Here is a 20,145-nt window from a genome sequence, read left to right as displayed (position 1 = left end):
CATGGTCATCTAGGGTCTGTTGACATTTGGGATTCACAATTTGTCTGAACTCTGATTCAAGTTTCCAAAATGGAGGTTTGAATGGACGAAAACCGTTTTGTGATTTCGGATGATCTTTGGGAGAAGATGGCGCTGCTCCTGCCCGGCAAGGCCGGTGACCCGGGGGCGACGGGTCAGGATAATCGACGGTTCATGGAAGCGGTACTTTGGCGCGTACGAACAGGCGCGCCATGGCGTGACCTACCCAAGGATTTCGGTAACTGGAATTCGGTTTTCAAACGCTTTCGTCGATGGGCCAAAGCCGGTGTGTTTGAGAGTCTTTTCAATGCTATAAGCAGAGAGCCCGACCTCGAATACGCTCTGATCGACGGAACAATTGTGCAAGTCCATCAGAAGGCGTCGGGCGCAAAAGGGGGACTCAGCATCAAGCCATCGGACGCTCTCGCGGCGGGCTGACGACCAAGATTGTGGCCCTGGTCGATGCGCTCGGCAACTTGTTCCGTTTTCTGCTTCTACCGGGGCAAGCACACGACATGAAAGGAGTTGCTCCCCTGATCCAGGATGTCTCCTTCGGAGCTTTGCTGGCCGACAAAGCCTTCGATTCTGATTGGCTTCTGAAAGACCTTGATGAGCGCGGCGCTACTGCTGTTATCCCGCCAAAATCGAACCGAAAAATGCTGAGAGACTACGATACCCACATGTACAAGTGGCGTCATCTGATTGAAAATTACTTCGCAAAGATCAAGGAATTCAGAGGTATAGCAACGCGATACGACAAGACCGACATCAGTTACGCTGCTAACTGGCACCTCTGCGCTATGCTCGTCGCCGCACGCTGATTGTCAACAGACCCTAGCGAAACGTGAGTGGTGGACCGCGTCGCATCGCGGTTTTATCGGTTTCAAAACCCCGAGGCACTTGGGTTGGATCTAGTGCTTCGGGGGTACCCACACCCCTAAATAAGCGGCAATTTACATCTTTGTGTCAATAATTTGGCGACAACTATTCCTGTGGATAACTCAAGTTTTTTGTTGGTAACGGTGATTCTTGTTCCGTTTTCGTTCGAATGCTCCGTCAATACCCTAATTTGAACGCAGCCTATCAAGCCGAAGGTCGGGTATTCAAAAGGCCGCCCTTACAAATAACCGAACATATTCTATAATAAGCACACGTTTGTAGGTTTAACCGGATCGAGCGGGGGCGTGACAGTTCATTTGACTGCGTACATTTTTGATTCGCATCTCGCGGATCACTGATTGGCCGATTGTCCAACAATGCCAGCGTCTTCACTACCAATTGGAGTATCCGCCAAGGCATCCGGTAGTATTTGGTAGTAAAGGGCAAAAATTCTTGACCTAGGCATTTCCCAAGTTCACCGTCTAGAAACTGAGAAATTCCCCAGGGGAAACAAAGCCTAAAATGCGCAAGAAACACAACATCTGGTATTTCAGGTGGCCGGATAGTCATGCCCGCCACGCCGGATCACCACATATCGTGACTGGATGTTCTCTGAATGTTCCGGTATGGCTTAGGTGCAATGTGAGAGTCGAAAAGCTCGGATTCGTCCTTGAGCGCCTGTCACGATCCCTTTCCCGCCACAGCGGGTTTTTGCTGCCGAAATTTCAAGGATAGGGGGGGTATGAGCAATTATAGTTTGGGCGATCGCTGGTTCTTCTGGGTTGCCAAAATCACCGGAGCGTCCATGGATAAACTTTATTCTTCGGGATTATTGAGGTGCTCAATGATTGTTTTAGACAAGCTTGAAGGGAGCTTGTCCAGCTGGCCGCGATACAAGAAGTCTAAAGACACATCCCAACGCTCAGACACCTGATACCCCATCTCTATTTTTAAAGGTTTGGTGCCCTTTATTATTTTGGAATAACTCGAGCGGTCTATTTTCACTGTGTCAGCAAACTCGCCTTTCTCCAGGCCAGTCGCTGCACGTAAAGCGTCTAGTCTTCGCCCGACTTCTAACAAATCCATGGAGCACTCAAGTGGTTGGTTCGCTGGTGCTATTCTTTGTGACATTGGAAAAATTGCCAATCGAAGAAACTTCCATCTTGTAAAATGGAAGAAATGTCCATTATATAGGGTGCATGGAACACCCAAGCAGCGTTTATGAACTCATTTCAATGTGGCCTTCGCGGGCGGATTTAGCTGACGACATCAGCACGCCCGAAGAAAGCGTAAAGGTTGATCGCGTCCACAAGTGGGCGCAAAACGGAGCAATTCCGCAGAAATTTATGTCCAAAATCGTCAAGGCAGCCAAGAAGCGTGAGTTTCCGATCTCGGCACAACGCCTTCTGGATATCCACGAAAAATCCGCAGAGACCGCCGAATGAGCGTCGACGGAGATATCGCGCGCTCGCAACGAACAGGCGGGGGCCTCGGACAGAAGACCCCCGCTGGGAAAATGTTTTCGTACTCAAATCTTCACTCACTCGCATGTTCTGAACATGGCGTGACGGCAGGAGCAATCCAATGAGCAATGACCTTGTCGTTTCGCAAGAAACTGCGCAGCGATCATTTAAATCGGCCCTGAACCTCTTTGTGGGGCAGGGAAAACGTTACTCCTGTTTGGAGCTGTCTGCTGCAAGCGGTGTCTGCAAGCGTACGATTGAAAGCTACAAGGCGGGAGATGCGATGCACTCGCTAGAGCGGTATCAATCGCTTTGCTCTGTGCTTGGTCAGGCGTTCTTTGCGGCAACCATAAAACACCTGCCCTTTGAGGTTCGATCTACAGAGACGACCGACATTTCTCCTCCCCAACTTCTCACCGAACTCCTGCCCACCAGCGGGCTGATGGCTGAGTTTTTGGAGGATGGCCGCTTGGACCACCAAGAAAGAGCAAAGCTCAAGCCCGCCTTGGCAGACCTTCGCCAGCGCATCACCGAAATGGAAAACAGTCTGTCGGCCAACCGATGAACGCCTGCGTTCCCGAGAAGGAGTATTTCAATGCTATCTAATTCGAATGCCCGTCAGAGTGGGCGCGACCGGACCAGCGATAGTGCGCGCCCCATTGGAAAAGCGTCCGGTCGCAATCAATCCGAGCTTTCTGAGCTCGTAGAGAAATGCTCAAGCGCACGGGGCAGTTCGCGGCGCGCCGGGTCCACGAGATGGGCACCAAGTCCGAAACCGAAGGCCTGACCTACGGGTTGGAGGAACTGGTCGCACCGGAGATGTACGCACTGATCGACATCACCAACGACATGCTTGAGGATTCCGCCTTTGATATCGCCGAAGAGGTCGATTTCGAGGCGACCGAACAGTTTGCCGTGAAGGAAGGCCAGGAATTTGTTTCCGGCTCCGGTGTTGGCGAATTGGAGGGCATTTTGGTCAATGCCAAGGTGTCCGAAAACAATTCGGGCAGTGCGGCAACCGTTGCTGATGCCAACGGCCAGGCGGATGGGCTTCTGACCCTGAAGCATGACCTGAAATCATCCTACGCGCGCAATGCCAACTGGCTGATGAACCGCAAGACCATCGGCTCGGTGCGCAAGCTGAAGGACGGCAACAACAATTATATCTGGATGCCCGGTATTGCCACCGGCGCACCGAACACCATCGACGGTGACCCGTATATGGAGTTCCCGGATATGCCGAACGAAGGCGCCGGTGCCTATCCCATCGCCTATGGCGATTTCCGCCGCGGCTACACCATGCTCGACCGCATCACCATGGAACTGCTGCGTGATCCCTACACCCAAGCCACCGGCGGCATGGTGCGGTTCATGTTCCGCAAGCGGACCGGCGGCAAGGTCACTCTGGCCGAGGCCTTCCGCAAGCTGAAATGCGCAGCCTTATGAGCGTTGAACCGGCTTTCGGGCCGGTTCCCTCCTGAACTCCTCACAAAGGAACAGATCCATGCAAGATCTCATGAACAACATTCATCCGGTCCGCGCGATCAGCCCGGTTTCGGTCTCCGACGACACCGCCCAGGTGTCTGAAATCATCGACCTGCAGGGCTACGACTCCCTGACCTTCGTCATTCTGACCGGTGCCCTCGGCGACGCGGACGCAACATTCGCGGTGCTGGTCGAGGAAGGCGACGATCCGGCACTGAGCGATGCAGCCGCAGTCGCGGACGTTGACCTGATCGGAACCGAGGCCCTGGCCGGTTTCCAGTTCGATGATGACGATGAAACCCGCAAGATCGGCTATTCGGGCGGCAAGCGCTATGTGCGCCTGACCGTAACGCCAGCGGCCAATGCCTCGGCGGCGCTGCTGGCGGCCGTTGCGCTGCTCGGTCACCCGTCTTCGGCACCGACCGCGAATCCTCCGGTCTAACGCTGAATGATCCGTGACGGGCATCAGGCGGACGCCCGTCCATTTCCAATCATGATGGGAGACAATCATGCGCTGCAAAATCCTGAAATCCTTCCCGTTCACGCGCGACGGCTTCACGATGGAAGAGGCCGTTGAAGGTGAATTCGAGGATATTCCCGCCGACCTCATTTCGGGTCTGGAAAAAGAAAAGATGGTGCAGAAAGCGCCCAGCAAAGCCGCCAAGGCAAAAGCCAATCCAGCACCCGACAAAAAGATGGATGAGGCCCCATTGGAAAACAAATCAACCAAGGCGGAGTAAACCGCCCATGTTGATTGGCCGCATCGAAAACGCAACGCGCTTCATCGGGAAATCCCAGGGGTTTCTCGGACTGCCCATTCGGGACGAAATTATCGAATGCCCCGTTTTTGGTCCGGGCACCCCGCGGATGCTGACCGCCTGGCAGCCTACACCCGACGAGGTCGCGGCAATCAAGGCCGGTGCGTCCATCCACGTTTCCCTGCACGGCACCATCCATCCGCCAATCATGTTGTCCGTCGGTCAGATCCCGGCGGATTAGGTTCGGCGGTTATCTGAGGAACTACGATGGCTCTCGACGTCACGATCAGCGGAACAACTTCCGACAGTTACGGCGATCTCAACGCGATCAAGGCGCGCTGGGATGCAGTTGGCTACGACTATACCGGCAAGACCGACACAGAGATCGAAAAGGCGGCCCGGCGCGCTACGGATTGGCTGGAAGGCCAGTACCGGCCGCGTTTCCCTGGCAATCCGGCGGATACCGATCAGCGGCTTCATTGGCCTGCATCAGGTGCCACCGACTTCTACGGCAACGCGATCGATGACGCCTCAATCCCGGTGGCCGTATTTCACGCCCAATGCGAGGCGGCTTATCGCGAGTTGACCGTGCCCAACAGCCTGACGCCGGACTATGTGCGTGCCAAGGTCTCCAACCTGAAAAGCGCCAAGGCTGGCCCGGCCTCCGTGTCTTACGAGACGGGCGCCCTGAAAGGTGATGTCAGCGACCTACAGCCGCTGCTGACCTCCGTCGAAAACATCCTCTCCCGCATCATCAGCCACCCGATTGGTTTCGGCGTGGTGTGATCTCTACTCCTTCGAAAGGAAATCCCATGAAACTTTTTACCCGCTTCGCAGCGGCGCTTTTTGCGCTGCTTCTGCTTCCCATGGCCGCTCTGGCGCAGTCCAAGGCGGACGCGCTGGAAAACGACTATCTCGACCTGATCTTCAACGCCACGGCGATTGCCGATCTGGCGGAGAATGACAGCACGTCACCCGCGACCAACCTGTACCTGTCGCTGCACTCGGCGAGTCCTGGCGAGGCCGGGGATCAGTCCACCAACGAATGTGCCTATACCGGCTACTCTCGACGGTGCCGCTCTCGAAATGGACGGCAAGGAATTCACCTACGATATTCCTGCACCCTTTGGCCCGGATCGGGGCCCGGCCACACTCAAGATCGTCGCCAGACCCGCCGCTTCTGTGAACGCAGAGTTTCGCGCGGGTTTGGAAGCAATCATGCACGAGGCCAAGGTCCATGACCTGAAATCCGACAAGGCATACAAGGCCAGCGAAGATGCTGATGCGTTTGTCAAAGCACGCACCGAAGGTGCCAAATGGGTGCAGAAATCCATCGCAGTCCTGAACTATGATCACTGCATTCTGTCCTGGCAGACCGATATCCAGAATGGTGGCAAGGACCTGGAACCGACGCGCGAGAATTTTGTGGGATTGGCCGAATACGAGCACCCGGTCATCGCCGATCTCTTCGCCAAGATTCAGGCGGACCTGTCCGACCACGAAAAGTTCAGCCTCGACGCCGCCGAAGAGGCGCAGGAGCAAGAGGTGGGAAACTCGTAGAAGCCCTTCGGTCTCAGCTTAGGCTGGATGGGCGCTACGAATACCTGAAACGAAAGGCCGATGCGGGCAACGTGTCCGCGCAAGCCGAACTAGCCAAGATCACATGGCCGGACAACCCCTTGTTCTGGGAGGCTTTTGCCTATCTGAGCCGACGCCGTCAGGCTGGTTTCAACGGGTCAGAACCCATCCAGCCCGGGGCCATCTCCGAATACTGCAACCTGTTCGGGATCACCGATCAGGCGCAGCGCATCCGGCTCGCCATGGCGATCGACAAGATGGATGAAGTGTTCCTGGGATGGGGGAAGGAAGAGGAAGGCTAGCTGGGCTTCTCGATTGGGGGGAGCCCGGCGCGAATGCGATCTAGGTCATCCTTAAGGCTTTGAGTTGCAGGATCGAAGTTTTCTTCGTCTCCGCCAATCCTTTCAGCTTTCGACTTCTTATCTGGGTGGATCTTCGGCCCCACGGCATCCCGGATGTCAGTGAGCAGGGAAATCACCCGCTCAAACGCCAAGAACAAAATGCCTGCAATCGCTGTAGCGATGGCTAGGGCAATAAGAAACGGGCTTTCTTCACTGAGGCCCCACACCAGCACGCCCAAGGCAACCAGCCAGTGCAGAAAAGCAATCACGGTCAGTATCGGCATTCGAAATTCCTCTTTCCAGTAAGGGGATGCAACGACGTGCCTCCAAAAATGTCAACAGGAGGTTGATTTGGCGACACTCGAACTCAACGTCGAACCAACCAGTGCAGAGACCGGTTCGCAACGTGCCGAAACTGCCTTGGCAAAGGTCAAGCGCGAGGCTTTGGCCGGAGAACGACAGCTTTCCGATTACGTCAACACTCTAACCGGCGTTGGCCGACAGTCGAAAAGCGCGGCGGATTCAGCCAACAACTTCGCAAGTGCCATAGCGAAGGAAGAAAATGCGTTTGATGCCCTCAAGGCATCCCTTGATCCGGTCTATGCGGCCAAGGTTCGGTTTGAGAAACAGGAGCAGGAAATAACCCGCGCCGTTCGTCTTGGGATCACCACCCAGGAAGAGGCGAACCGTGTACTGGCGCAGGCAAAAGGTAGATATGACGCCACCGCTGCCGCCGCAGAGTTGCTGGCTAATGCACAGGCAAGAGCCGGGGCGTCGACGCGAAACTTTACACCGGCCATCAGCAACGCTTCGTTTCAGGTGCAAGACTTTGCAATTCAGATGGCGGCTGGTACCTCTGCGTCAGTCGCGTTCGCGCAGCAGGCTCCACAATTCCTTGGCGCCTTGGGTTTTTCTGGACAGCTCGCCCTGTTTGGATCTCTGGCAGGTACGGCTGTCGCTGTGGGTGCGGCTCTTTTGGGCGTGGGGCATGACGCGGAGAGCGCAAAAGATCCGGTCGATGCCCTTGCGGATGCGATCGGAGATGTGAATTCCGCGCTTGGTGGCATCGAGCGCTACGACTTCGATACCGTTCTCGATGGCATGCACGCCTCGGCTGTCGACATTCGCGATGAGTTTGTAGGCATTCTGGCGGTTATTGACGAGGTGCAGGCTAAATCCCTCGAAAGTGCGCTGCAGACACTGCGGGATCAGACTGGCCTTCAGGATGCAATTCAGGGTCAGATCTTCCAGGAATCAATTGCCGGGCAACTGGGTGCCGCAGCGCCGGAGTTCGAGTTCTTCGGGTTGGACAGTCTGAACGAAGCTTTGTTCGTTCTGAATGCGATCAAGGACATTGAAGGCGAAACACGGCGGGAAATCCTCCAATCTGTTGAGGCTACCACGGAACGGCTGCGTCTGCGTGGCTTGCTGAATACCGAGGCAAAGACCCTGCTTGCCACGATTGCGGATGAGCTTGGTCTTGATCAGGAAATCGTTGACGAGGCCGACCGGCGCAATCAGCGCATGGAGGAGTTCTCGAACTCGATCCGCGGCGCGCTGGGGCTGACACAAGACGCGGTTGGGGAAACCAACTCTTGGGCCGCCGCCATGGGCGGTGTTGCCGATGAAATCAACGCGATCCTGTCGTCGCTGTCGGGCATTTCCAACTCGGCACTCAGCACCGCGGCCGCTCAGGTCGAGATCGACGCGTTGCGCGCAGGCAAATCCATCAAAGAAGCGTCTCAGGCCGCGGCGGATTTCAAGTTCGAGACCGAGACAGATGCATTGGTCACGGGGATTGAAAGCCGCTTCGGTCGTGCCGGTGAAGTATTCGGATCTTTGGTGCGCGGCGCTCGGGAATACGGTCGCGAGGTCGACAAGACCCTCGATATTGAACGCGAGGCGGCAAGAGAGCGGGAACGTCTGTTAAGAAAGGGCGAGCGCTCCGGTGCCAGCGACCTCAAAAAGGAACAGCGTGAACTTGAGCGCCTGTCAGGCGCCTATGACAAGCTGATCACCAGCATTGACCCCGCAATTGCAGCAGAGCTTGCACTGAGGGATTCTACAAGCGCGCTGAACGTCGTCCTGGCACAAGGCGAAATCTCCACCCAGACTTACAATTCTGCTGTTGCCTTCCTTCGGGAAACCATTGGCGACGAGTTGTTGGCAAACAGCCCGCTTGCGCGGGGTATTGAGACGCTGAACGACGCGCTGGCCAACGGCATTATCGACATCGACCAGTATACCGGGGCGGTTGATCGACTACGCCAGAAGCAGGACGAAGCAGGACAAGCCACCGGGATATGGGGCTCAACGCATCAAAGCATCTCGTCGGCAATCGTCGGCTCGGTAAGCGATATCGACAGCCTGTCTTCTGCCTTCGGCAACTTGGCGTCCCGTATTGCGGAGGCGTATATTCAGGCTTCCCTGTTCGGAACGGGGCCGCTCTTCGCAGGAGGCGGTAGTGGTGGAGGCTCCGGCCTGTTTTCCTTCCTCGGCAACATCCTCCCCTCGGCCAACGGCAACGTGTTTTCCGGCGGCAACCCGGTGCCCTTTGCGAATGGTGCCGCGTTCCAAGGCGGAAACGTCGTCCCCTTCGCGAATGGTGGAGTTGTCGATCGTCCCACGTTTTTCCCCCTCAAGGATGGCCGGACGGGCCTCATGGGTGAAGCCGGAAAAGAGGCGATAATGCCGCTGCAGCGCGGTTCCGATGGCGCGCTCGGGGTCAAGGCAGAGGGTGGGCAACAGCAGCAGCCAGCCTTTGGTTTCTTCATGGATGAAAACCTGTTCGAGGCCTGGGTGCGTAAGCACCGGGCGAAATCGGTGATGATCCGCACCATGGAAGAAGCGGGGTTCCGCCGTGGCTGAGTTGTGGCCTTTCATGCCGGAACACCGGATCGGGGAAGAACTGGTCTGGGTGACGGACATCCAGCCGACGCAGACCGGGGAGTTTCGCAATTCCTTGTCAGAGGGACGGCAGTTCCTGGCCAAGCAGTACCGGATGACCGCGAATGAGTTGGTGATTGCCGAAGGGCTGATCGACGCCAACCCGGCGGCGGACTGGTACGTGCCGCTGTGGTTCGAGGAAAGCCTTGGTGGGACGATCTCTCCGACCGACACGACCATCACCTGCGACACGGACGGGTCTTATAAAGCCGGTGGTCGCGCCGTCATCTACCAGGACCGGGAAACCTTCAGCGTTGTCGAGATCGACGCGGTAAACGCCGGGTCTCTGGGTCTGACCGCCGCGGTTGGCGCTGCATATACCAACCCGGTGATTGCGCCGGTGGTGACGGGATTTGCCCCGGCGGGGCTGGAATTCGAGCGCCGCTATCACAACGACGTGGTGTCCTCGATGCGCTGGTGGGTGCGGGGTCGCGACGAGACTGCGGCAAGCCCGTTTGCACAGTTCAACGGTTTGGACGTGGTCAGTGACATCTCCCTGGCCATCCAGCCGATCAGCGGCGGTGTGCGTCACGAGGTGGAGATCCTCGACAATGGCTTCGGCACGATCGACATCACGGCTATCCGGGATATCTCGGAAAAAGCCTATGGCATGAACTTTCAGGACGAGGGGCTGGCCGCCAAAAAGCGCCGGCGCGAGTGGCTGAACATCGTTCGTGGTCGCGACCAGGCGTTCTACATGGCGACCCGGTCACGCGAAATCCTCGCGGCAAGCCCAATCGGTGCAACAGACAATGTGATCTCGGTGAAGCCCGCTTTGCCGAATATCACCGACTATATCGGCCGGGTGATTTCCATCGGCGGCTCCATCTACCGCACCATTGCTGATGCGGTTGTGAATGGTGCCAACCACGACCTGACGATTTCACCAACGAGCCAGGCTTTCACGGATCCGGAAATCTGCTTTCTGCGCAAATTCCGCTTCGATCAGGACGCCATTGAAATCGAGCACGAGGGTATTCGGTCCTTTGGCCAGATCGTCCTCAAAGAGGTGCCGGCATGAGTTATGACGCCCTGTTGCAGTGGATCAGCGGCAAGCGCCCGATCTGGCTTTACCGCATCCGGCTGGGGAGCACGGAAGAGTTCCTGACCTCGCGGGCTGCGGATTTCACCCACGCCCCCGGCGGCTTTGGTGATCCGGCACTGACAAATCGAACCTGGGCGGGTTCTCCGACCCGGCACACCCAAATCAGGTAAACCTCCGCCGAGGAACGGGCAGAGACGCGTTTACTTGTGTCGCGCAACAACGTGATGGCGCAGAACATCGCCGCCGATGAGGGGTTCTCGGAAACCGAAGTCACCATCTACAAGACCTTTTCAAACGATCCTGACGGGGAGTTGGTGCGGGTGTTTGTCGGGCGGATTCGCGGCATCGAGCAGAAATGGGCCCGCTACGAGCTGATTTGCGAGAACGACTTCACGGCGTTCAATGCAAAGGCACTGGGTCAGGTAGTGCAGCGTCCCTGTCGTTGGGCGCATTACCACACCGGCTGCACCCTGAATCTGGCTGACTGGCAGGTTCCAGGGACAGCCACGGCGCTCTCAGAAGATGTTGTCACGGTCACCGAGGCGGCGTTGCAGCCGGATGGCTATTATTCGAGCGGGGTCATCCAGTTTGGAACCGGCATGGCGATGATCCGGGCACATGCGGGCACCCAGCTGACCATCCTGGGGGTTCTTCCTGGTCTGGCGGACGAAATCACCACCAACGGCTCTGCGTCGGTGCAGATCGCGCCGGGCTGCAACCTGTCTGACGACCTAACGACGGGCGATTGTCACAACAAGTTCAACAATCTCCTTAACTTTGGCGGCTTTTCGAAACTGAGTGAGAACCCCTTCGACGGACGGAGGATCGACGGATGAACTTTCTGCTGAATTTCGCCATCGGGCTGATTTTCTCGGTCATCGCCTCGTTCTTCGTGGACCGGCCAGAGGGCGTAAAGCCCCAGAGCTTTGACGAAAACAGCGTCACCAAGGAAGAGGGGGCCGATATCGGCTATCTCGTCGGCACCGCATGGCACCCGGTGCAGCCGCATTGGGACGGGAACCCCAGGAAGATAGAAATCAAATCCGATACGGGCAAAAAATGACGGTTCGCATCAGGTTCTGTGACTTCCGGGCTGCGGAAGTCTGCAAGGATTCCCGGATCCTGTTTTTCAAACGTTATGCGGATCAGCTGGACATCACCTGGCGGGACTTCCTGCGCAATGGCGCGACGGCCGATCAACTGCGCAAGGCCGGTGATCAACTCGACAAGATCGATGAACTCGAAAGAACCGCGATAGAACGGGAGGCCAAAGGTGGGCGGTAAAAACGACGACCAGGTCATCGGCCACAAGCATTTTCGCGGCTTTCACTTTATTGGCCCAACCGATGCGGACGCGCTGCTGGCGATCCGGATGGACGATAAGATTGTCTGGGAGGGATATCAGGGCCAAGGGCGGTTGCGGATTAGAAAGCCCAACATTTTCGGCGGCGACGAAAAGGAGGGGGGCGTTTCCGGCTATGTCGATGTTTTGCTAGGCGGCAATACGCAAGGCGCGAACGACTATCTGCAGAAGGTCTGGAACACGACAGCCATCCCTGCGTTTCGGGGCGCCGTTACTTATGTCTGGCGTCGTGTCTATATCGGCAACAGGCCAATCCTTAAGCCATTGCGCCACAAGTCGGTTGCCATCAATTCGAAGTATGACAACTGGTATCCGGAAAAAGCCCGGGTCAATGCAGAGGGCCGGATCAGCAACGCAGCGCTCTACATCGCGATGGACACGTCAGACTCGATGGCCATCGGCAGCCGGTTGGCCACCCAGCGTGACGCGATCAAGACCTTCATCGACAGCCTGAAAGGCTTCCGGAACGACGTGCGGATCGTATCCTACGCCGCAACAGAGCGGGCAGCAATCGAACGGCTGAACTGCACAGACAGCGATTACGATGACATCAAGGATTGGCTGGATACGCAGACTACTACCGCGTTTGGAACGGATTATGACGCGGCGGTGTCTTCAGCGCCTGGGTTTTTCAGCCGGGCCGAGGGGGTTGATTCCTACACTGACACTTCGTTTTCCGGGCTGATTTCGGAGGCCGTTGGCGGTCTGTTTGACAATGGCCAGACCGAAAAGCAGCGGGTGGTTGTTTTCGTCACGGACGGCGAGCCGGTGCCGACCTCTTCGGCAACCGATGCCGTCGCTACTCTCGCCACTATCGCGGATGTGCGGGTGCATTGCTTCAACATCGAACTGACTGACACGACCTACACGGATATGCTGGACAACACCCCGGGGGATGGGGTTCCGGTGGTCTCCGGCGCGGATCCGGACGACCTGTCAGTCGCTCTGGCAAATGCGTTTTCCTATTGGTCGGATATCAACCCGGCGCATGCGTTTCGCGCTCTGGTGGTTGATCCCGTTATCGGTGGCAATGACGACCCTGCCTCAATCGGAGACAGTTTCACCACCTCTGCCGATCTCTACTTCAACGAAGGGATGGGGGTTAACTTCTTTTGGAAGGGCGGTACGCGGGCAGAGTACCGACGCCAGTTAGAGGAACATACAAACAGTCGCCTGTATCGTAGCCGCCAGACCGGCAAATGGGAGCTATATCCCATCCGCAAAAACTATGTGAAAGCCAATCTCCCGGTTTTTGACAAGACGATCATCAAAAAAGGCGATTGGGCAGAGGGGCCGGTCAAGCCATGGCAGCGCGATTTGCCCAACCAGGTAACGCTGCAATACACGCGCCGGGACAATGGTGAGAAGGCGTCCGTCACCAGCTTCAACATCGTCGGTATCCAACTGGCGGGTAAAATTAACCCGGTCACGATTGAGAGGCCGGGGTTCAGCTATGAACCATTGGCCACACAGGTTTGTGAGCGGGAGAAGATCTCGCGGACGGTTCCGGGTATCCGCGGCGCCTTTTACGTGGCCTATCTCGAACCCCAATACCACGTCGGATCTCCAATCCGGATCAACCAACCCGAACTTGGGATCAACGATGTCGTCTTTCGGATCAAGGAGATCGGCGGCGAAGGCATGGAGAATTACGAAACGCTTCTGACGGTAGAGCAGGAGCGTTTTGATCAGCGCACGGACATTCCGGTTGCCGGTGTTTCCGACAACGTCATACCGGACTATGCGCAGGCTTCGACAATCCGACTGGTTGAGGAAGCGCCGTATTACGAACTTGTTCAGCGTCTGGGGCAAAGCAGCATTGATGACACGCTTTCCGGCGAGCCAGATGGTGGGTTGTTCCATGCAACGGGCAACCGGCCAACGGACACGCATCTGGATATGGGGCTTGCGGTAGACAGCGGTAGCGGCTGGGGTCGTTCCGGTGTTGCGCGCTATTCCCCTGCCTCGACGACCCTCACCGCGTTGACAAGAGCTGCTGACGATACCTCTGTCGATATTGCCTGGATGGATGGTCTTGAAACCGTCCAGGCGGGGTCACTGGCCTATATCGGCGGAGAGTATGTCCGCATCGACAACATGACGAGAGTTGGTGACGTTGTCACTGTCACTCTTGGCCGGGCGTGCCTCGATACAGCGCCAGTTAAACATGGTGTCGGGACAGACATAATCTTCTGGCAGGGCAACGCAGAGTCGGATCAGGTTACCTATCTTGTATCAGAACAGGTCGACATTCGTCTGCTTGGGCAAACCTTTGACGAGACGCTGAATCTCAGCGAAGCCCCCAACGACCAGATCACCTTCAACAGCCGCGCCGTCCGTCCTTATCCCCCGGGTGCGTTTACTGCAGACGGGGAATACACCGATGACAGGTTGTTCGACGGCTCGGTCGATCTGGCCTGGACGCACTCCGACCGGACGCAACAGACCACGGGCAGTATCGAAGATCACACGCACGGCAATATCGGTCCCGAGGCGGGCACCACGTATCAGGTCCGCGTCAAGGAATACGATTCCGGCGACACGCTGATTTCCACGCTGATCGATACCAATGTCGGTACCGCCACCAGCTACACTGCCGCACCCACGCCATCGGCAACAGCGGCGTATCTGACATTCGAAGTCGCGTCTCTGCGGGACGGCTACGAGTGCTGGCAGGTTCCCACCATCAAAATGATAACAACCATCCGCACCACCGAGGCAGGCGTGGATCGTACCACTGAGGACGGCACAACGAGGACACTGGAATGACAACCATTACCCAACTCCCTGACGCGGGCACCCTGAACGGCGACGAGTTTGTCGAGACCTCGCAGCCGTCCACGACCACGAAAATCACCGCCACGACGATCAGCGCGCAGGCGTCCGACAACAGCTACAACGATTCCGGTTCCGGGTTTGTTACGGCGGGGTTTGCGGTCGGAAACCGGGTGGTTGTTGCGGGCTTCTCGGGCAATGCCGTCAACAATATCACGGTTGCTGAAATCACGGCTCTGACAGTTGCCAAGATGACCATCGGCGGCACGGAAGGGGACGTTATTGTCGATGAGGCGGCGGGCGACAGTGTGACGATCTCGAAATGGGAAAGCCGCAAGGCGCTGATGAGCAACATCGGCACCGGCGGCGGGGGCGGTGGGGGCGGCACCCTGACGCTCACCGAGGGCATGCAGACCATTTCGCCCAACAACACGGTCAGTAGTTACGAAATTGATATCACTGGATTTCAGGAAGTCGAAATTACCGCAATCGATGTCACCTTTGCGGCGGCGGATCGTCTGGAAGTGCAGTTTTCGACGGATGGTGGTTCGACCTGGGAGGCCGCAAACACCGACTACGTTCAAAGCTATTTCGATGCTGTCAGCGCGGTCGCGGCGTATTCGGCAGGCAGTTTTCCGCTCGGCTTCGGAGCGGACACGGACGGGGAGCAAATCGCGGCGCGGTTCTGGGGGCTGCAGGTCGGGCGTCCGTCCTACTACACGATGGGCGGTCATCACGTCAGATCTGCAAACAGAGGTGGGGCTGCGTCTGCTCGGGTGCGCGGCGGCTGGACGGATTTCGCCGGTCCCGTGAACCGCATGCGGATCATTTCGGGCAGTTCGAACAATATCTCCGGCGGGACGATTATTGTGACCGGTCGAAAAAACCAGTTCACCCATGGCAGCGGTACACCGGTTCTGGGTTCCGTCGCGGGGGTTGACACAATTACGGCCAGCCTGACGCCAGCGCTCTCCGCATACAGCGAGTTGGTTGAAGTACTGCTGGTGACGGCAGGGGCCAATACCGGAGCCGTAACGCTCAATATCGACAGCCTCGGCGCGAAATCCGTCGTGAAGGCAGGCGGGGCCGCGTTGGCCGCTTCTGATCTCGCGTCCGGTGAAGCCGTCAAGCTCTGGTACGACGCCGGGAACGATCGGTTTCAGGTGATCGGTCTTTAAGAAACCACGGCCTCGGGTGCGGCGAAAATCAAAAAAGTAGGGCAGTAAAATGAAACTGGAAATGCTCGGGTCCGCTTCGGCGGGCCTTTTTGCTGTGGCCGGGTCGTGGCTGGCGGCAAGGGGATCAGCTTGGGAGTTTATGATCATCGCATTGCTTGGCGCGGTGGTGGCGATTCTTGAGTTGGATGGTTGGCAACCCAAAAAGGCGGGAATGATTGTGGTGTTCAACACCATAGTGGGCACCTTTGGCGGGCCGCTGCTACTTGCCATGATCAGTTTCGAGGCCGGACCTGGTGGTATGTTGCTGATATCCTTTCTTCTGGGTTGGGCCGCTCATTCCATCATTACGGACGCCCGTGAGGTGGTTATGGACTGGTTCCTGCGTTGGATGAAGAGGGCCGGGAAATGAGCCGTGTTTACCAGTCGTTCAAGCGCCTAACCCGGTCCCGTTGGTACAAATCAACAAGGTGGACGATCTCGGCTCTTCTCTGGGCCGCCATCGTCGTCGCCATCATTCTGATGGCCTGACCCAAACCCCATAAAATCTAGGAGAAATGCCATGAAATTGGCTATTGTCGTGGGTCACAACGCCCGCGCCCAAGGTGCTGTGCGCCCAGATACAGGTGAAACCGAGTGGGCATGGAATACTCGCCTTGCCGGAATGATCGAAGACCTGGCCGACGAATATCCGGGGATCGAGGTCAAGACCTTCTTCCGAAACCCTGCATTGCGGTCAACCACGGCAGAAATCCGCGATGTCTACCGACGCACGGACGCTTGGGGGGCGACTGCGACCAATGAGCTGCACTTCAACAGTCACCACAATCCGGGCGCAACCGGCACGGAAACTCTGACCAGTGGCAGCAAGTTGTCCCTGCGCTACGCCGAGGCGTTGCAGGATGAAATGCTGGAGGCTCTTGGTCTCCGGGATCGAGGTGAAAAGATAGTGCGGACAGGTCGTGGATCTGCAAGCCTGATTTCAGGCCGCGCGCCCGCTGCCCTGATTGAACCCTTCTTCGGTTCGTCGCCCAATGGTCAACAAGCCACCGATGAGCCGCACGAAATGCGGTCATTGGCGCGCGCCATTCTGCGGGCAACTCAGCAGGTGTTCACTTGATCCGGTTTGGGTGCGCACTGTTCCTGTGTGTCGCCCTGTCGTCCTGTTCGGCAGGGCAGGCCCTGAACCTCCTAACGGGCGGAGGTCCGAATGTTGCTGCCAACGTGCAGGCGGGAAAGACCAACAGCCAAACAATCGGAACCACCCACAACACCGATCAAAAGATTGTGCGACCGCAGGCGCGCACGATCAGGCAGCACAATGATACAAACAGCGTACAGGCGGATGCAGTTGAACAGGTCGTTGTTAATCAGGGTGCGCCCTGGCCGCTGGTCTACGGCCTCATAGGCTTGTGCTTTGTGCTATTGGGATTGCCGAGAGTTGATCAGATTTGGCGCGCCATGCGCCCACCTCGTAAATGGGCGAATTAGCCCAATACCTATTTAAAGTGACGTTATCCACGCAAGGACTTTTGGAAGCCACAGCGGCTCATAAGCCCGCAACGTTGACATTGCGATCACGTAAATGAGTAAATCTCTGACAGTAACCTGTCTAGAAAGATCAATTTTCAAAATTCCAGGTTCCTCTTAATCGTGTTTCGTAACTGTCAGGTCTAAGCCCATTCCAAACGTGAAGCGGGCTGGAATCGTTGACACATCGTCCTTGCGGATTGCCTCTGCGATAGCCTCAAGCGCCGCTGCTGCCGCAAAGGGTGTCTTGCGTGAAATCTTCACTTCGACAGTGACCGTTTTCTCTGACATGAGCCTGCCGTTCCTTTATGTTTGACATGTCGGGCAAGATTCATCGAAGGATTTGCCCGAGCGTTTTCTGATCAACATTCCCATGTCCCGCATGGTCACTTCCTGAGCGCCTGCGTTGACCGCTAGAGCGCGTTTGGATAGTGCGATATCGAAGTGTTCGTAAGCCGTTCCGGCCTTCTGCAACCACTTGCGCTGCACTCCGATGCGATCAGCCATTTCCAGCAACTCTTGGGTCGTATCTGCCATCATGTGGCACATCTTCATCCGCCCGAAATTTGCGCGCATGTTGTCGACATAAACGGCCATGCTGGTTCCTTTCAGTAGATTTCGGTTTGGCCGGGTTCGAGCCCGCCAGACTCGTCGTAGAAATCGTCAGGCGCATGCGCGTGACAATGAATGCACTGAGCGGCTCCGGCCTCAGACATCCACTCGAACTCATGATCCTCACAGTGATCTGGGCACTTGGTATGACCTGTCGGGCAGGCGACGGTTGTTTCTTTGCCGCACGTCACGCAGGTGAAGTGGATTGCGGTCCGAGCTTCCACGCCGGTAGGGGTCAAAAACAACTTTTCACTAAGCACTCGCTGAGGGTGCAGGTAGCCTTCCCCTGTCAGCTTTCGAATAGTTGCCGCAGTGTAGTCATCCCGCTCAATGTAAAAACAATCACCAAGGTCGCTATAGCGCGAAAACCTAAGCGCAGCCTTTTGTATTGCTGATAGGTTCTTCATCAGATCACGTATCCCCATTGCGGGTCTTTGCGGCATGTCCGACCAAAATAGCGGGCGTGTTTTTCCGCCTGTTTCTTCGGCATTGGCTCGGCGTTGCAAAGGTCGTGAACCTTTTCACCGCCCACAGAAACAAGGTGGTACGACCAGCGCCCGCGACCAAATTCCACAAGATCAAGCTCAACAGTTCCCAGCTTCGGGTTCTTGACGGTGATGTCGGCAGGCAGCGGTTCCAGCATCTGTTCGTTCCCTTATGTTGCTTCGATTTGTTCGATCAGTTCGGCCAGCGCCTTTGCCTGTCGCGCGAGGCCATCAAAACTCTTTCGCTCAAGCTGTGAGGCCAGCGTAAGGCGGGCGGCCATGTCTTCGGGGTAGGAGTGGATATTAGGCTCAACCTTGAAGGTTTTCTCAAACTCTGACTTCCACTTTTCCATCCGTTCCAGCTTGCTTTGTAGGCTTGCCAAACTGCGATTGTAGCCACGTTCTGCCGCCTCCTTGATGTCGGCAGTAGCCGCCTCGGCGCGTTCGTTCACGCGCTTTTCAATCTCGGCTTCGGTCAGGTCTTCACCAGACCGCAGCAGGCTGGCTGCAAAACTGCGGTCTAGTGGCGTTGGATCTTCGCGGGCGGGTGCCTGTTTCTTAATGCGCAAGCCGCCTTTGGTCAGTTCCATAAGGCCCCAAGCCTCTGGAACTTCGTCAGGTTTCACCAGCCCAACAGGGCAGGCCAGCCAGAAGAAATCAGCATATTTTCCAACTGCCTGCCACTTGGTCAGATCGGCCATTTCGTTTTTGAAATCAGCCCGCGAAACCTTCACCTCAAACACATGCAGTTGGTACGCTTTGGACGGCCAGATATTCATCACAACTGCGTCGGCGCGCCTGCCTGGATGGTGGCCTGTGCCCTGCGAGACCTCGAACCAAACACGCCACTGTTGATCGGAGTATTTGGCTTTGATCGCGCGGTTTACGTCGCTGGCTGTAACGGTGGCGGTCACTGCTCGGTTCCTTTTAGTTGTGTTGTGGCGCTGGTTGTGGAAGTTCCCCTTCTGGACAAGGTTCGCCGGGGTGGAAATGCGCCCATTCTCGACGAGCCCGTGACCGCTCTGCGTCATGCTCAACGCAGTCTTCACACAGGTTGATCGGGTCTTCGCTTAAGAAGCCGTCCTCATCCCGCCACGTTTCGTGGACTAGGTTGTAGCTGGTTTGGCAGTAACGGCAGCGCACGGGTATTCCTTTCAATCGTCTTCCCAGTGGGCGACCACGGAAATCATGCAGCGGCGACCGTCTGACATCTCAACTGAGATTTCCGCAACATCGTCCGCGTCTAGGTCAGCCATGTGGAATGCGTCACAACCATCTATTGCGCCGTTGAGGGCGTTAGCGATTTCCGACGCCATTTCGCTTAGATTTGTACTCATTGTGCCACCTCGTAAACGTAAGAGCCGTTGAATCGCCGCCCGCTGGACAGCGACTTTCGGCGAATGATGATTTTCCCAGCCGCGCAGGCCGCGTCGATCTGCTCTTCAACAAACTCATCCGGCGTCGCCCGCAGCCATTTCTTGATTTGGGTGGCGGTCACCGGGCTTTTGCGCGGGCCGCGAACGCCGCGCACAAAGCGGACAATCTCACACTGGCACGACTTCGCGCCGTCACCTTTGATGGCCGGGTCTGCGTAGTTGATGACGTGTGCGGTCTGCATCGCTTCGTTCCATTCTGTTAAGAAAAAACTTCACTTAAAAACTTAACACAATGCGTTGACGCATGACAATAGAA

30 protein-coding genes are annotated in these 20,145 nt (G+C 56.7%); 22 read left to right on the top strand and 8 right to left on the bottom strand.

What is annotated here, in order from left to right:
• Window positions 1-81 precede the first annotated feature (81 nt).
• Window positions 82-839 (top strand): IS5 family transposase gene (locus ACOQOY_RS07900; protein WP_420583776.1). Its coding sequence is split into 2 segments (ribosomal slippage): window positions 82-418 and window positions 418-839, totalling 759 coding nucleotides; the frame shifts between segments, so codons are not numbered across the junction.
• Between the two features lie 874 nt (window positions 840-1,713).
• Here the strand turns inward: ACOQOY_RS07900 and ACOQOY_RS07895 are convergent.
• Entirely contained in the window at window positions 1,714-1,983 is a 270-nt protein-coding gene (locus tag ACOQOY_RS07895) for a helix-turn-helix domain-containing protein (protein WP_420584912.1), read from the bottom strand.
• A gap of 498 nt (window positions 1,984-2,481) precedes the next feature.
• On the opposite strand from ACOQOY_RS07895, the gene ACOQOY_RS07890 reads away from it, so the two are divergent.
• The 9 genes from ACOQOY_RS07890 (at window position 2,482) to ACOQOY_RS07850 (ending at window position 6,483) form a co-directional block, all read left to right on the top strand.
• Window positions 2,482-2,925 carry a hypothetical protein gene (locus tag ACOQOY_RS07890; RefSeq protein ID WP_420584911.1) on the top strand — a complete coding sequence of 148 codons (444 nt, stop codon included), beginning with the start codon at window positions 2,482-2,484 and terminating at the stop codon, window positions 2,923-2,925.
• Between the two features lie 146 nt (window positions 2,926-3,071).
• Entirely contained in the window at window positions 3,072-3,806 is a 735-nt protein-coding gene (locus ACOQOY_RS07885; RefSeq protein WP_420584910.1) for a phage major capsid protein, read from the top strand.
• Window positions 3,807-3,864: 58 nt separating this feature from the next.
• A complete protein-coding gene (locus tag ACOQOY_RS07880; RefSeq protein WP_420584909.1) occupies window positions 3,865-4,287 on the top strand; it encodes a hypothetical protein in 423 nt (140 codons plus the stop codon).
• Between the two features lie 67 nt (window positions 4,288-4,354).
• The gene (locus ACOQOY_RS07875) at window positions 4,355-4,585 is read left to right on the top strand and encodes a hypothetical protein (RefSeq protein WP_420584908.1); all 231 of its coding nucleotides are present in this window, start codon (window positions 4,355-4,357) and stop codon (window positions 4,583-4,585) included.
• A 7-nt stretch (window positions 4,586-4,592) separates the two neighbouring features.
• Complete coding sequence (locus tag ACOQOY_RS07870) at window positions 4,593-4,844, top strand: hypothetical protein (protein WP_420584907.1); 252 nt, start codon at window positions 4,593-4,595, stop codon at window positions 4,842-4,844.
• 26 nt (window positions 4,845-4,870) lie between these two features.
• Window positions 4,871-5,389 (top strand): DnaT-like ssDNA-binding protein, encoded by a 519-nt coding sequence (locus ACOQOY_RS07865; protein ID WP_420584906.1) that lies wholly within the window; start codon window positions 4,871-4,873, stop codon window positions 5,387-5,389.
• A 26-nt stretch (window positions 5,390-5,415) separates the two neighbouring features.
• Window positions 5,416-5,844, top strand: coding sequence for a hypothetical protein (locus tag ACOQOY_RS07860; protein ID WP_420584905.1), 429 nt, complete (start codon window positions 5,416-5,418; stop codon window positions 5,842-5,844).
• Window positions 5,822-6,163: a hypothetical protein gene (locus ACOQOY_RS07855; protein ID WP_420584904.1), complete on the top strand. Its 342-nt coding sequence runs from the start codon at window positions 5,822-5,824 to the stop codon at window positions 6,161-6,163. The genes ACOQOY_RS07860 and ACOQOY_RS07855 overlap by 23 nt, the downstream gene beginning before the upstream one ends.
• Window positions 6,164-6,234: 71 nt before the next feature.
• On the top strand, window positions 6,235-6,483 hold the full coding sequence (locus tag ACOQOY_RS07850) for a phage tail assembly chaperone (protein WP_420584903.1): 249 nt from the start codon (window positions 6,235-6,237) through the stop codon (window positions 6,481-6,483).
• Here the strand turns inward: ACOQOY_RS07850 and ACOQOY_RS07845 are convergent.
• A complete protein-coding gene (locus ACOQOY_RS07845; protein ID WP_420584902.1) occupies window positions 6,480-6,806 on the bottom strand; it encodes a hypothetical protein in 327 nt (108 codons plus the stop codon). The genes ACOQOY_RS07850 and ACOQOY_RS07845 overlap by 4 nt on opposite strands.
• 67 nt (window positions 6,807-6,873) lie before the next feature.
• On the opposite strand from ACOQOY_RS07845, the gene ACOQOY_RS07840 reads away from it, so the two are divergent.
• The 12 genes from ACOQOY_RS07840 to ACOQOY_RS07785 are packed head-to-tail and all read left to right on the top strand — an operon-like array spanning window position 6,874 to window position 17,317.
• Entirely contained in the window at window positions 6,874-9,390 is a 2,517-nt protein-coding gene (locus ACOQOY_RS07840; protein ID WP_420584901.1) for a phage tail tape measure protein, read from the top strand.
• Entirely contained in the window at window positions 9,383-10,489 is a 1,107-nt protein-coding gene (locus ACOQOY_RS07835; protein ID WP_420584900.1) for a hypothetical protein, read from the top strand. The genes ACOQOY_RS07840 and ACOQOY_RS07835 overlap by 8 nt, the downstream gene beginning before the upstream one ends.
• The gene (locus tag ACOQOY_RS07830) at window positions 10,486-10,683 is read left to right on the top strand and encodes a hypothetical protein (protein WP_420584899.1); all 198 of its coding nucleotides are present in this window, start codon (window positions 10,486-10,488) and stop codon (window positions 10,681-10,683) included. The genes ACOQOY_RS07835 and ACOQOY_RS07830 overlap by 4 nt, the downstream gene beginning before the upstream one ends.
• 54 nt (window positions 10,684-10,737) lie before the next feature.
• The gene (locus ACOQOY_RS07825; protein WP_420584898.1) at window positions 10,738-11,349 is read left to right on the top strand and encodes a phage BR0599 family protein; all 612 of its coding nucleotides are present in this window, start codon (window positions 10,738-10,740) and stop codon (window positions 11,347-11,349) included.
• Window positions 11,346-11,576: a hypothetical protein gene (locus ACOQOY_RS07820; protein ID WP_420584897.1), complete on the top strand. Its 231-nt coding sequence runs from the start codon at window positions 11,346-11,348 to the stop codon at window positions 11,574-11,576. The genes ACOQOY_RS07825 and ACOQOY_RS07820 overlap by 4 nt, the downstream gene beginning before the upstream one ends.
• Window positions 11,573-11,797 carry a hypothetical protein gene (locus ACOQOY_RS07815; protein WP_420584896.1) on the top strand — a complete coding sequence of 75 codons (225 nt, stop codon included), beginning with the start codon at window positions 11,573-11,575 and terminating at the stop codon, window positions 11,795-11,797. The genes ACOQOY_RS07820 and ACOQOY_RS07815 overlap by 4 nt, the downstream gene beginning before the upstream one ends.
• Window positions 11,787-14,645: a VWA domain-containing protein gene (locus ACOQOY_RS07810; protein WP_420584895.1), complete on the top strand. Its 2,859-nt coding sequence runs from the start codon at window positions 11,787-11,789 to the stop codon at window positions 14,643-14,645. Before ACOQOY_RS07815 ends, ACOQOY_RS07810 begins: the two co-directional genes overlap by 11 nt.
• On the top strand, window positions 14,642-15,829 hold the full coding sequence (locus ACOQOY_RS07805; RefSeq protein ID WP_420584894.1) for a hypothetical protein: 1,188 nt from the start codon (window positions 14,642-14,644) through the stop codon (window positions 15,827-15,829). The genes ACOQOY_RS07810 and ACOQOY_RS07805 overlap by 4 nt, the downstream gene beginning before the upstream one ends.
• A gap of 49 nt (window positions 15,830-15,878) precedes the next feature.
• A complete protein-coding gene (locus ACOQOY_RS07800; RefSeq protein ID WP_420584893.1) occupies window positions 15,879-16,238 on the top strand; it encodes a hypothetical protein in 360 nt (119 codons plus the stop codon).
• Window positions 16,235-16,357, top strand: a complete 123-nt coding sequence (locus tag ACOQOY_RS07795; protein ID WP_420584892.1) for a hypothetical protein — start codon at window positions 16,235-16,237, stop codon at window positions 16,355-16,357. The genes ACOQOY_RS07800 and ACOQOY_RS07795 overlap by 4 nt, the downstream gene beginning before the upstream one ends.
• 31 nt (window positions 16,358-16,388) lie before the next feature.
• On the top strand, window positions 16,389-16,946 hold the full coding sequence (locus tag ACOQOY_RS07790) for an N-acetylmuramoyl-L-alanine amidase (protein WP_420584891.1): 558 nt from the start codon (window positions 16,389-16,391) through the stop codon (window positions 16,944-16,946).
• Window positions 16,943-17,317, top strand: a complete 375-nt coding sequence (locus ACOQOY_RS07785; protein ID WP_420584890.1) for a bacteriophage spanin2 family protein — start codon at window positions 16,943-16,945, stop codon at window positions 17,315-17,317. Before ACOQOY_RS07790 ends, ACOQOY_RS07785 begins: the two co-directional genes overlap by 4 nt.
• 156 nt (window positions 17,318-17,473) lie before the next feature.
• On the opposite strand, the gene ACOQOY_RS07780 is transcribed toward ACOQOY_RS07785, so the two are convergent.
• The 6 genes from ACOQOY_RS07780 to ACOQOY_RS07755 form a co-directional block, all read right to left on the bottom strand.
• Entirely contained in the window at window positions 17,474-17,647 is a 174-nt protein-coding gene (locus ACOQOY_RS07780; protein WP_420584889.1) for a hypothetical protein, read from the bottom strand.
• Window positions 17,648-17,662: 15 nt separating this feature from the next.
• Entirely contained in the window at window positions 17,663-17,953 is a 291-nt protein-coding gene (locus ACOQOY_RS07775) for a DUF4031 domain-containing protein (RefSeq protein ID WP_420584888.1), read from the bottom strand.
• 421 nt (window positions 17,954-18,374) lie between these two features.
• Window positions 18,375-18,611, bottom strand: a complete 237-nt coding sequence (locus tag ACOQOY_RS07770; RefSeq protein WP_420584887.1) for a hypothetical protein — start codon at window positions 18,609-18,611, stop codon at window positions 18,375-18,377.
• Window positions 18,612-18,623: 12 nt separating this feature from the next.
• The gene (locus ACOQOY_RS07765; RefSeq protein WP_420584886.1) at window positions 18,624-19,367 is read right to left on the bottom strand and encodes a hypothetical protein; all 744 of its coding nucleotides are present in this window, start codon (window positions 19,365-19,367) and stop codon (window positions 18,624-18,626) included.
• 240 nt (window positions 19,368-19,607) lie between these two features.
• Window positions 19,608-19,790, bottom strand: a complete 183-nt coding sequence (locus ACOQOY_RS07760; protein ID WP_420584885.1) for a hypothetical protein — start codon at window positions 19,788-19,790, stop codon at window positions 19,608-19,610.
• Window positions 19,787-20,071, bottom strand: a complete 285-nt coding sequence (locus ACOQOY_RS07755; RefSeq protein WP_420584884.1) for a hypothetical protein — start codon at window positions 20,069-20,071, stop codon at window positions 19,787-19,789. The genes ACOQOY_RS07760 and ACOQOY_RS07755 overlap by 4 nt, the downstream gene beginning before the upstream one ends.
• Between the last annotated feature and the right edge of the window lie 74 nt (window positions 20,072-20,145).

Origin of the sequence: Ruegeria sp., assembly GCF_965221235.1 — a bacterium.
GTDB lineage: Bacteria > Pseudomonadota > Alphaproteobacteria > Rhodobacterales > Rhodobacteraceae > Ruegeria.
This window is presented reverse-complemented; position numbering and strand designations above follow the sequence as displayed.

Bases quoted from the DNA above. Each gene is read 5' to 3' on its own strand.
- ACOQOY_RS07780 (WP_420584889.1), bottom strand. From the start codon at position 17,647: ATGTCAGAGAAAACGGTCACTGTCGAAGTGAAGATTTCACGCAAGACA.
- ACOQOY_RS07895 (WP_420584912.1), bottom strand. From the start codon at position 1,983: ATGGATTTGTTAGAAGTCGGGCGAAGACTAGACGCTTTACGTGCAGCG.
- ACOQOY_RS07880 (WP_420584909.1), top strand. From the start codon at position 3,865: ATGCAAGATCTCATGAACAACATTCATCCGGTCCGCGCGATCAGCCCG.
- ACOQOY_RS07865 (WP_420584906.1), top strand. From the start codon at position 4,871: ATGGCTCTCGACGTCACGATCAGCGGAACAACTTCCGACAGTTACGGC.
- ACOQOY_RS07860 (WP_420584905.1), top strand. From the start codon at position 5,416: ATGAAACTTTTTACCCGCTTCGCAGCGGCGCTTTTTGCGCTGCTTCTG.
- ACOQOY_RS07755 (WP_420584884.1), bottom strand. From the start codon at position 20,071: ATGCAGACCGCACACGTCATCAACTACGCAGACCCGGCCATCAAAGGT.
- ACOQOY_RS07815 (WP_420584896.1), top strand. From the start codon at position 11,573: ATGACGGTTCGCATCAGGTTCTGTGACTTCCGGGCTGCGGAAGTCTGC.
- ACOQOY_RS07800 (WP_420584893.1), top strand. From the start codon at position 15,879: ATGAAACTGGAAATGCTCGGGTCCGCTTCGGCGGGCCTTTTTGCTGTG.
- ACOQOY_RS07870 (WP_420584907.1), top strand. From the start codon at position 4,593: ATGTTGATTGGCCGCATCGAAAACGCAACGCGCTTCATCGGGAAATCC.
- ACOQOY_RS07875 (WP_420584908.1), top strand. From the start codon at position 4,355: ATGCGCTGCAAAATCCTGAAATCCTTCCCGTTCACGCGCGACGGCTTC.
- ACOQOY_RS07760 (WP_420584885.1), bottom strand. From the start codon at position 19,790: ATGAGTACAAATCTAAGCGAAATGGCGTCGGAAATCGCTAACGCCCTC.
- ACOQOY_RS07775 (WP_420584888.1), bottom strand. From the start codon at position 17,953: ATGGCCGTTTATGTCGACAACATGCGCGCAAATTTCGGGCGGATGAAG.
- ACOQOY_RS07845 (WP_420584902.1), bottom strand. From the start codon at position 6,806: ATGCCGATACTGACCGTGATTGCTTTTCTGCACTGGCTGGTTGCCTTG.
- ACOQOY_RS07805 (WP_420584894.1), top strand. From the start codon at position 14,642: ATGACAACCATTACCCAACTCCCTGACGCGGGCACCCTGAACGGCGAC.
- ACOQOY_RS07890 (WP_420584911.1), top strand. From the start codon at position 2,482: ATGAGCAATGACCTTGTCGTTTCGCAAGAAACTGCGCAGCGATCATTT.
- ACOQOY_RS07790 (WP_420584891.1), top strand. From the start codon at position 16,389: ATGAAATTGGCTATTGTCGTGGGTCACAACGCCCGCGCCCAAGGTGCT.
- ACOQOY_RS07770 (WP_420584887.1), bottom strand. From the start codon at position 18,611: ATGCTGGAACCGCTGCCTGCCGACATCACCGTCAAGAACCCGAAGCTG.
- ACOQOY_RS07820 (WP_420584897.1), top strand. From the start codon at position 11,346: ATGAACTTTCTGCTGAATTTCGCCATCGGGCTGATTTTCTCGGTCATC.
- ACOQOY_RS07825 (WP_420584898.1), top strand. From the start codon at position 10,738: ATGGCGCAGAACATCGCCGCCGATGAGGGGTTCTCGGAAACCGAAGTC.
- ACOQOY_RS07830 (WP_420584899.1), top strand. From the start codon at position 10,486: ATGAGTTATGACGCCCTGTTGCAGTGGATCAGCGGCAAGCGCCCGATC.
- ACOQOY_RS07795 (WP_420584892.1), top strand. From the start codon at position 16,235: ATGAGCCGTGTTTACCAGTCGTTCAAGCGCCTAACCCGGTCCCGTTGG.
- ACOQOY_RS07885 (WP_420584910.1), top strand. From the start codon at position 3,072: ATGCTCAAGCGCACGGGGCAGTTCGCGGCGCGCCGGGTCCACGAGATG.
- ACOQOY_RS07855 (WP_420584904.1), top strand. From the start codon at position 5,822: ATGCACGAGGCCAAGGTCCATGACCTGAAATCCGACAAGGCATACAAG.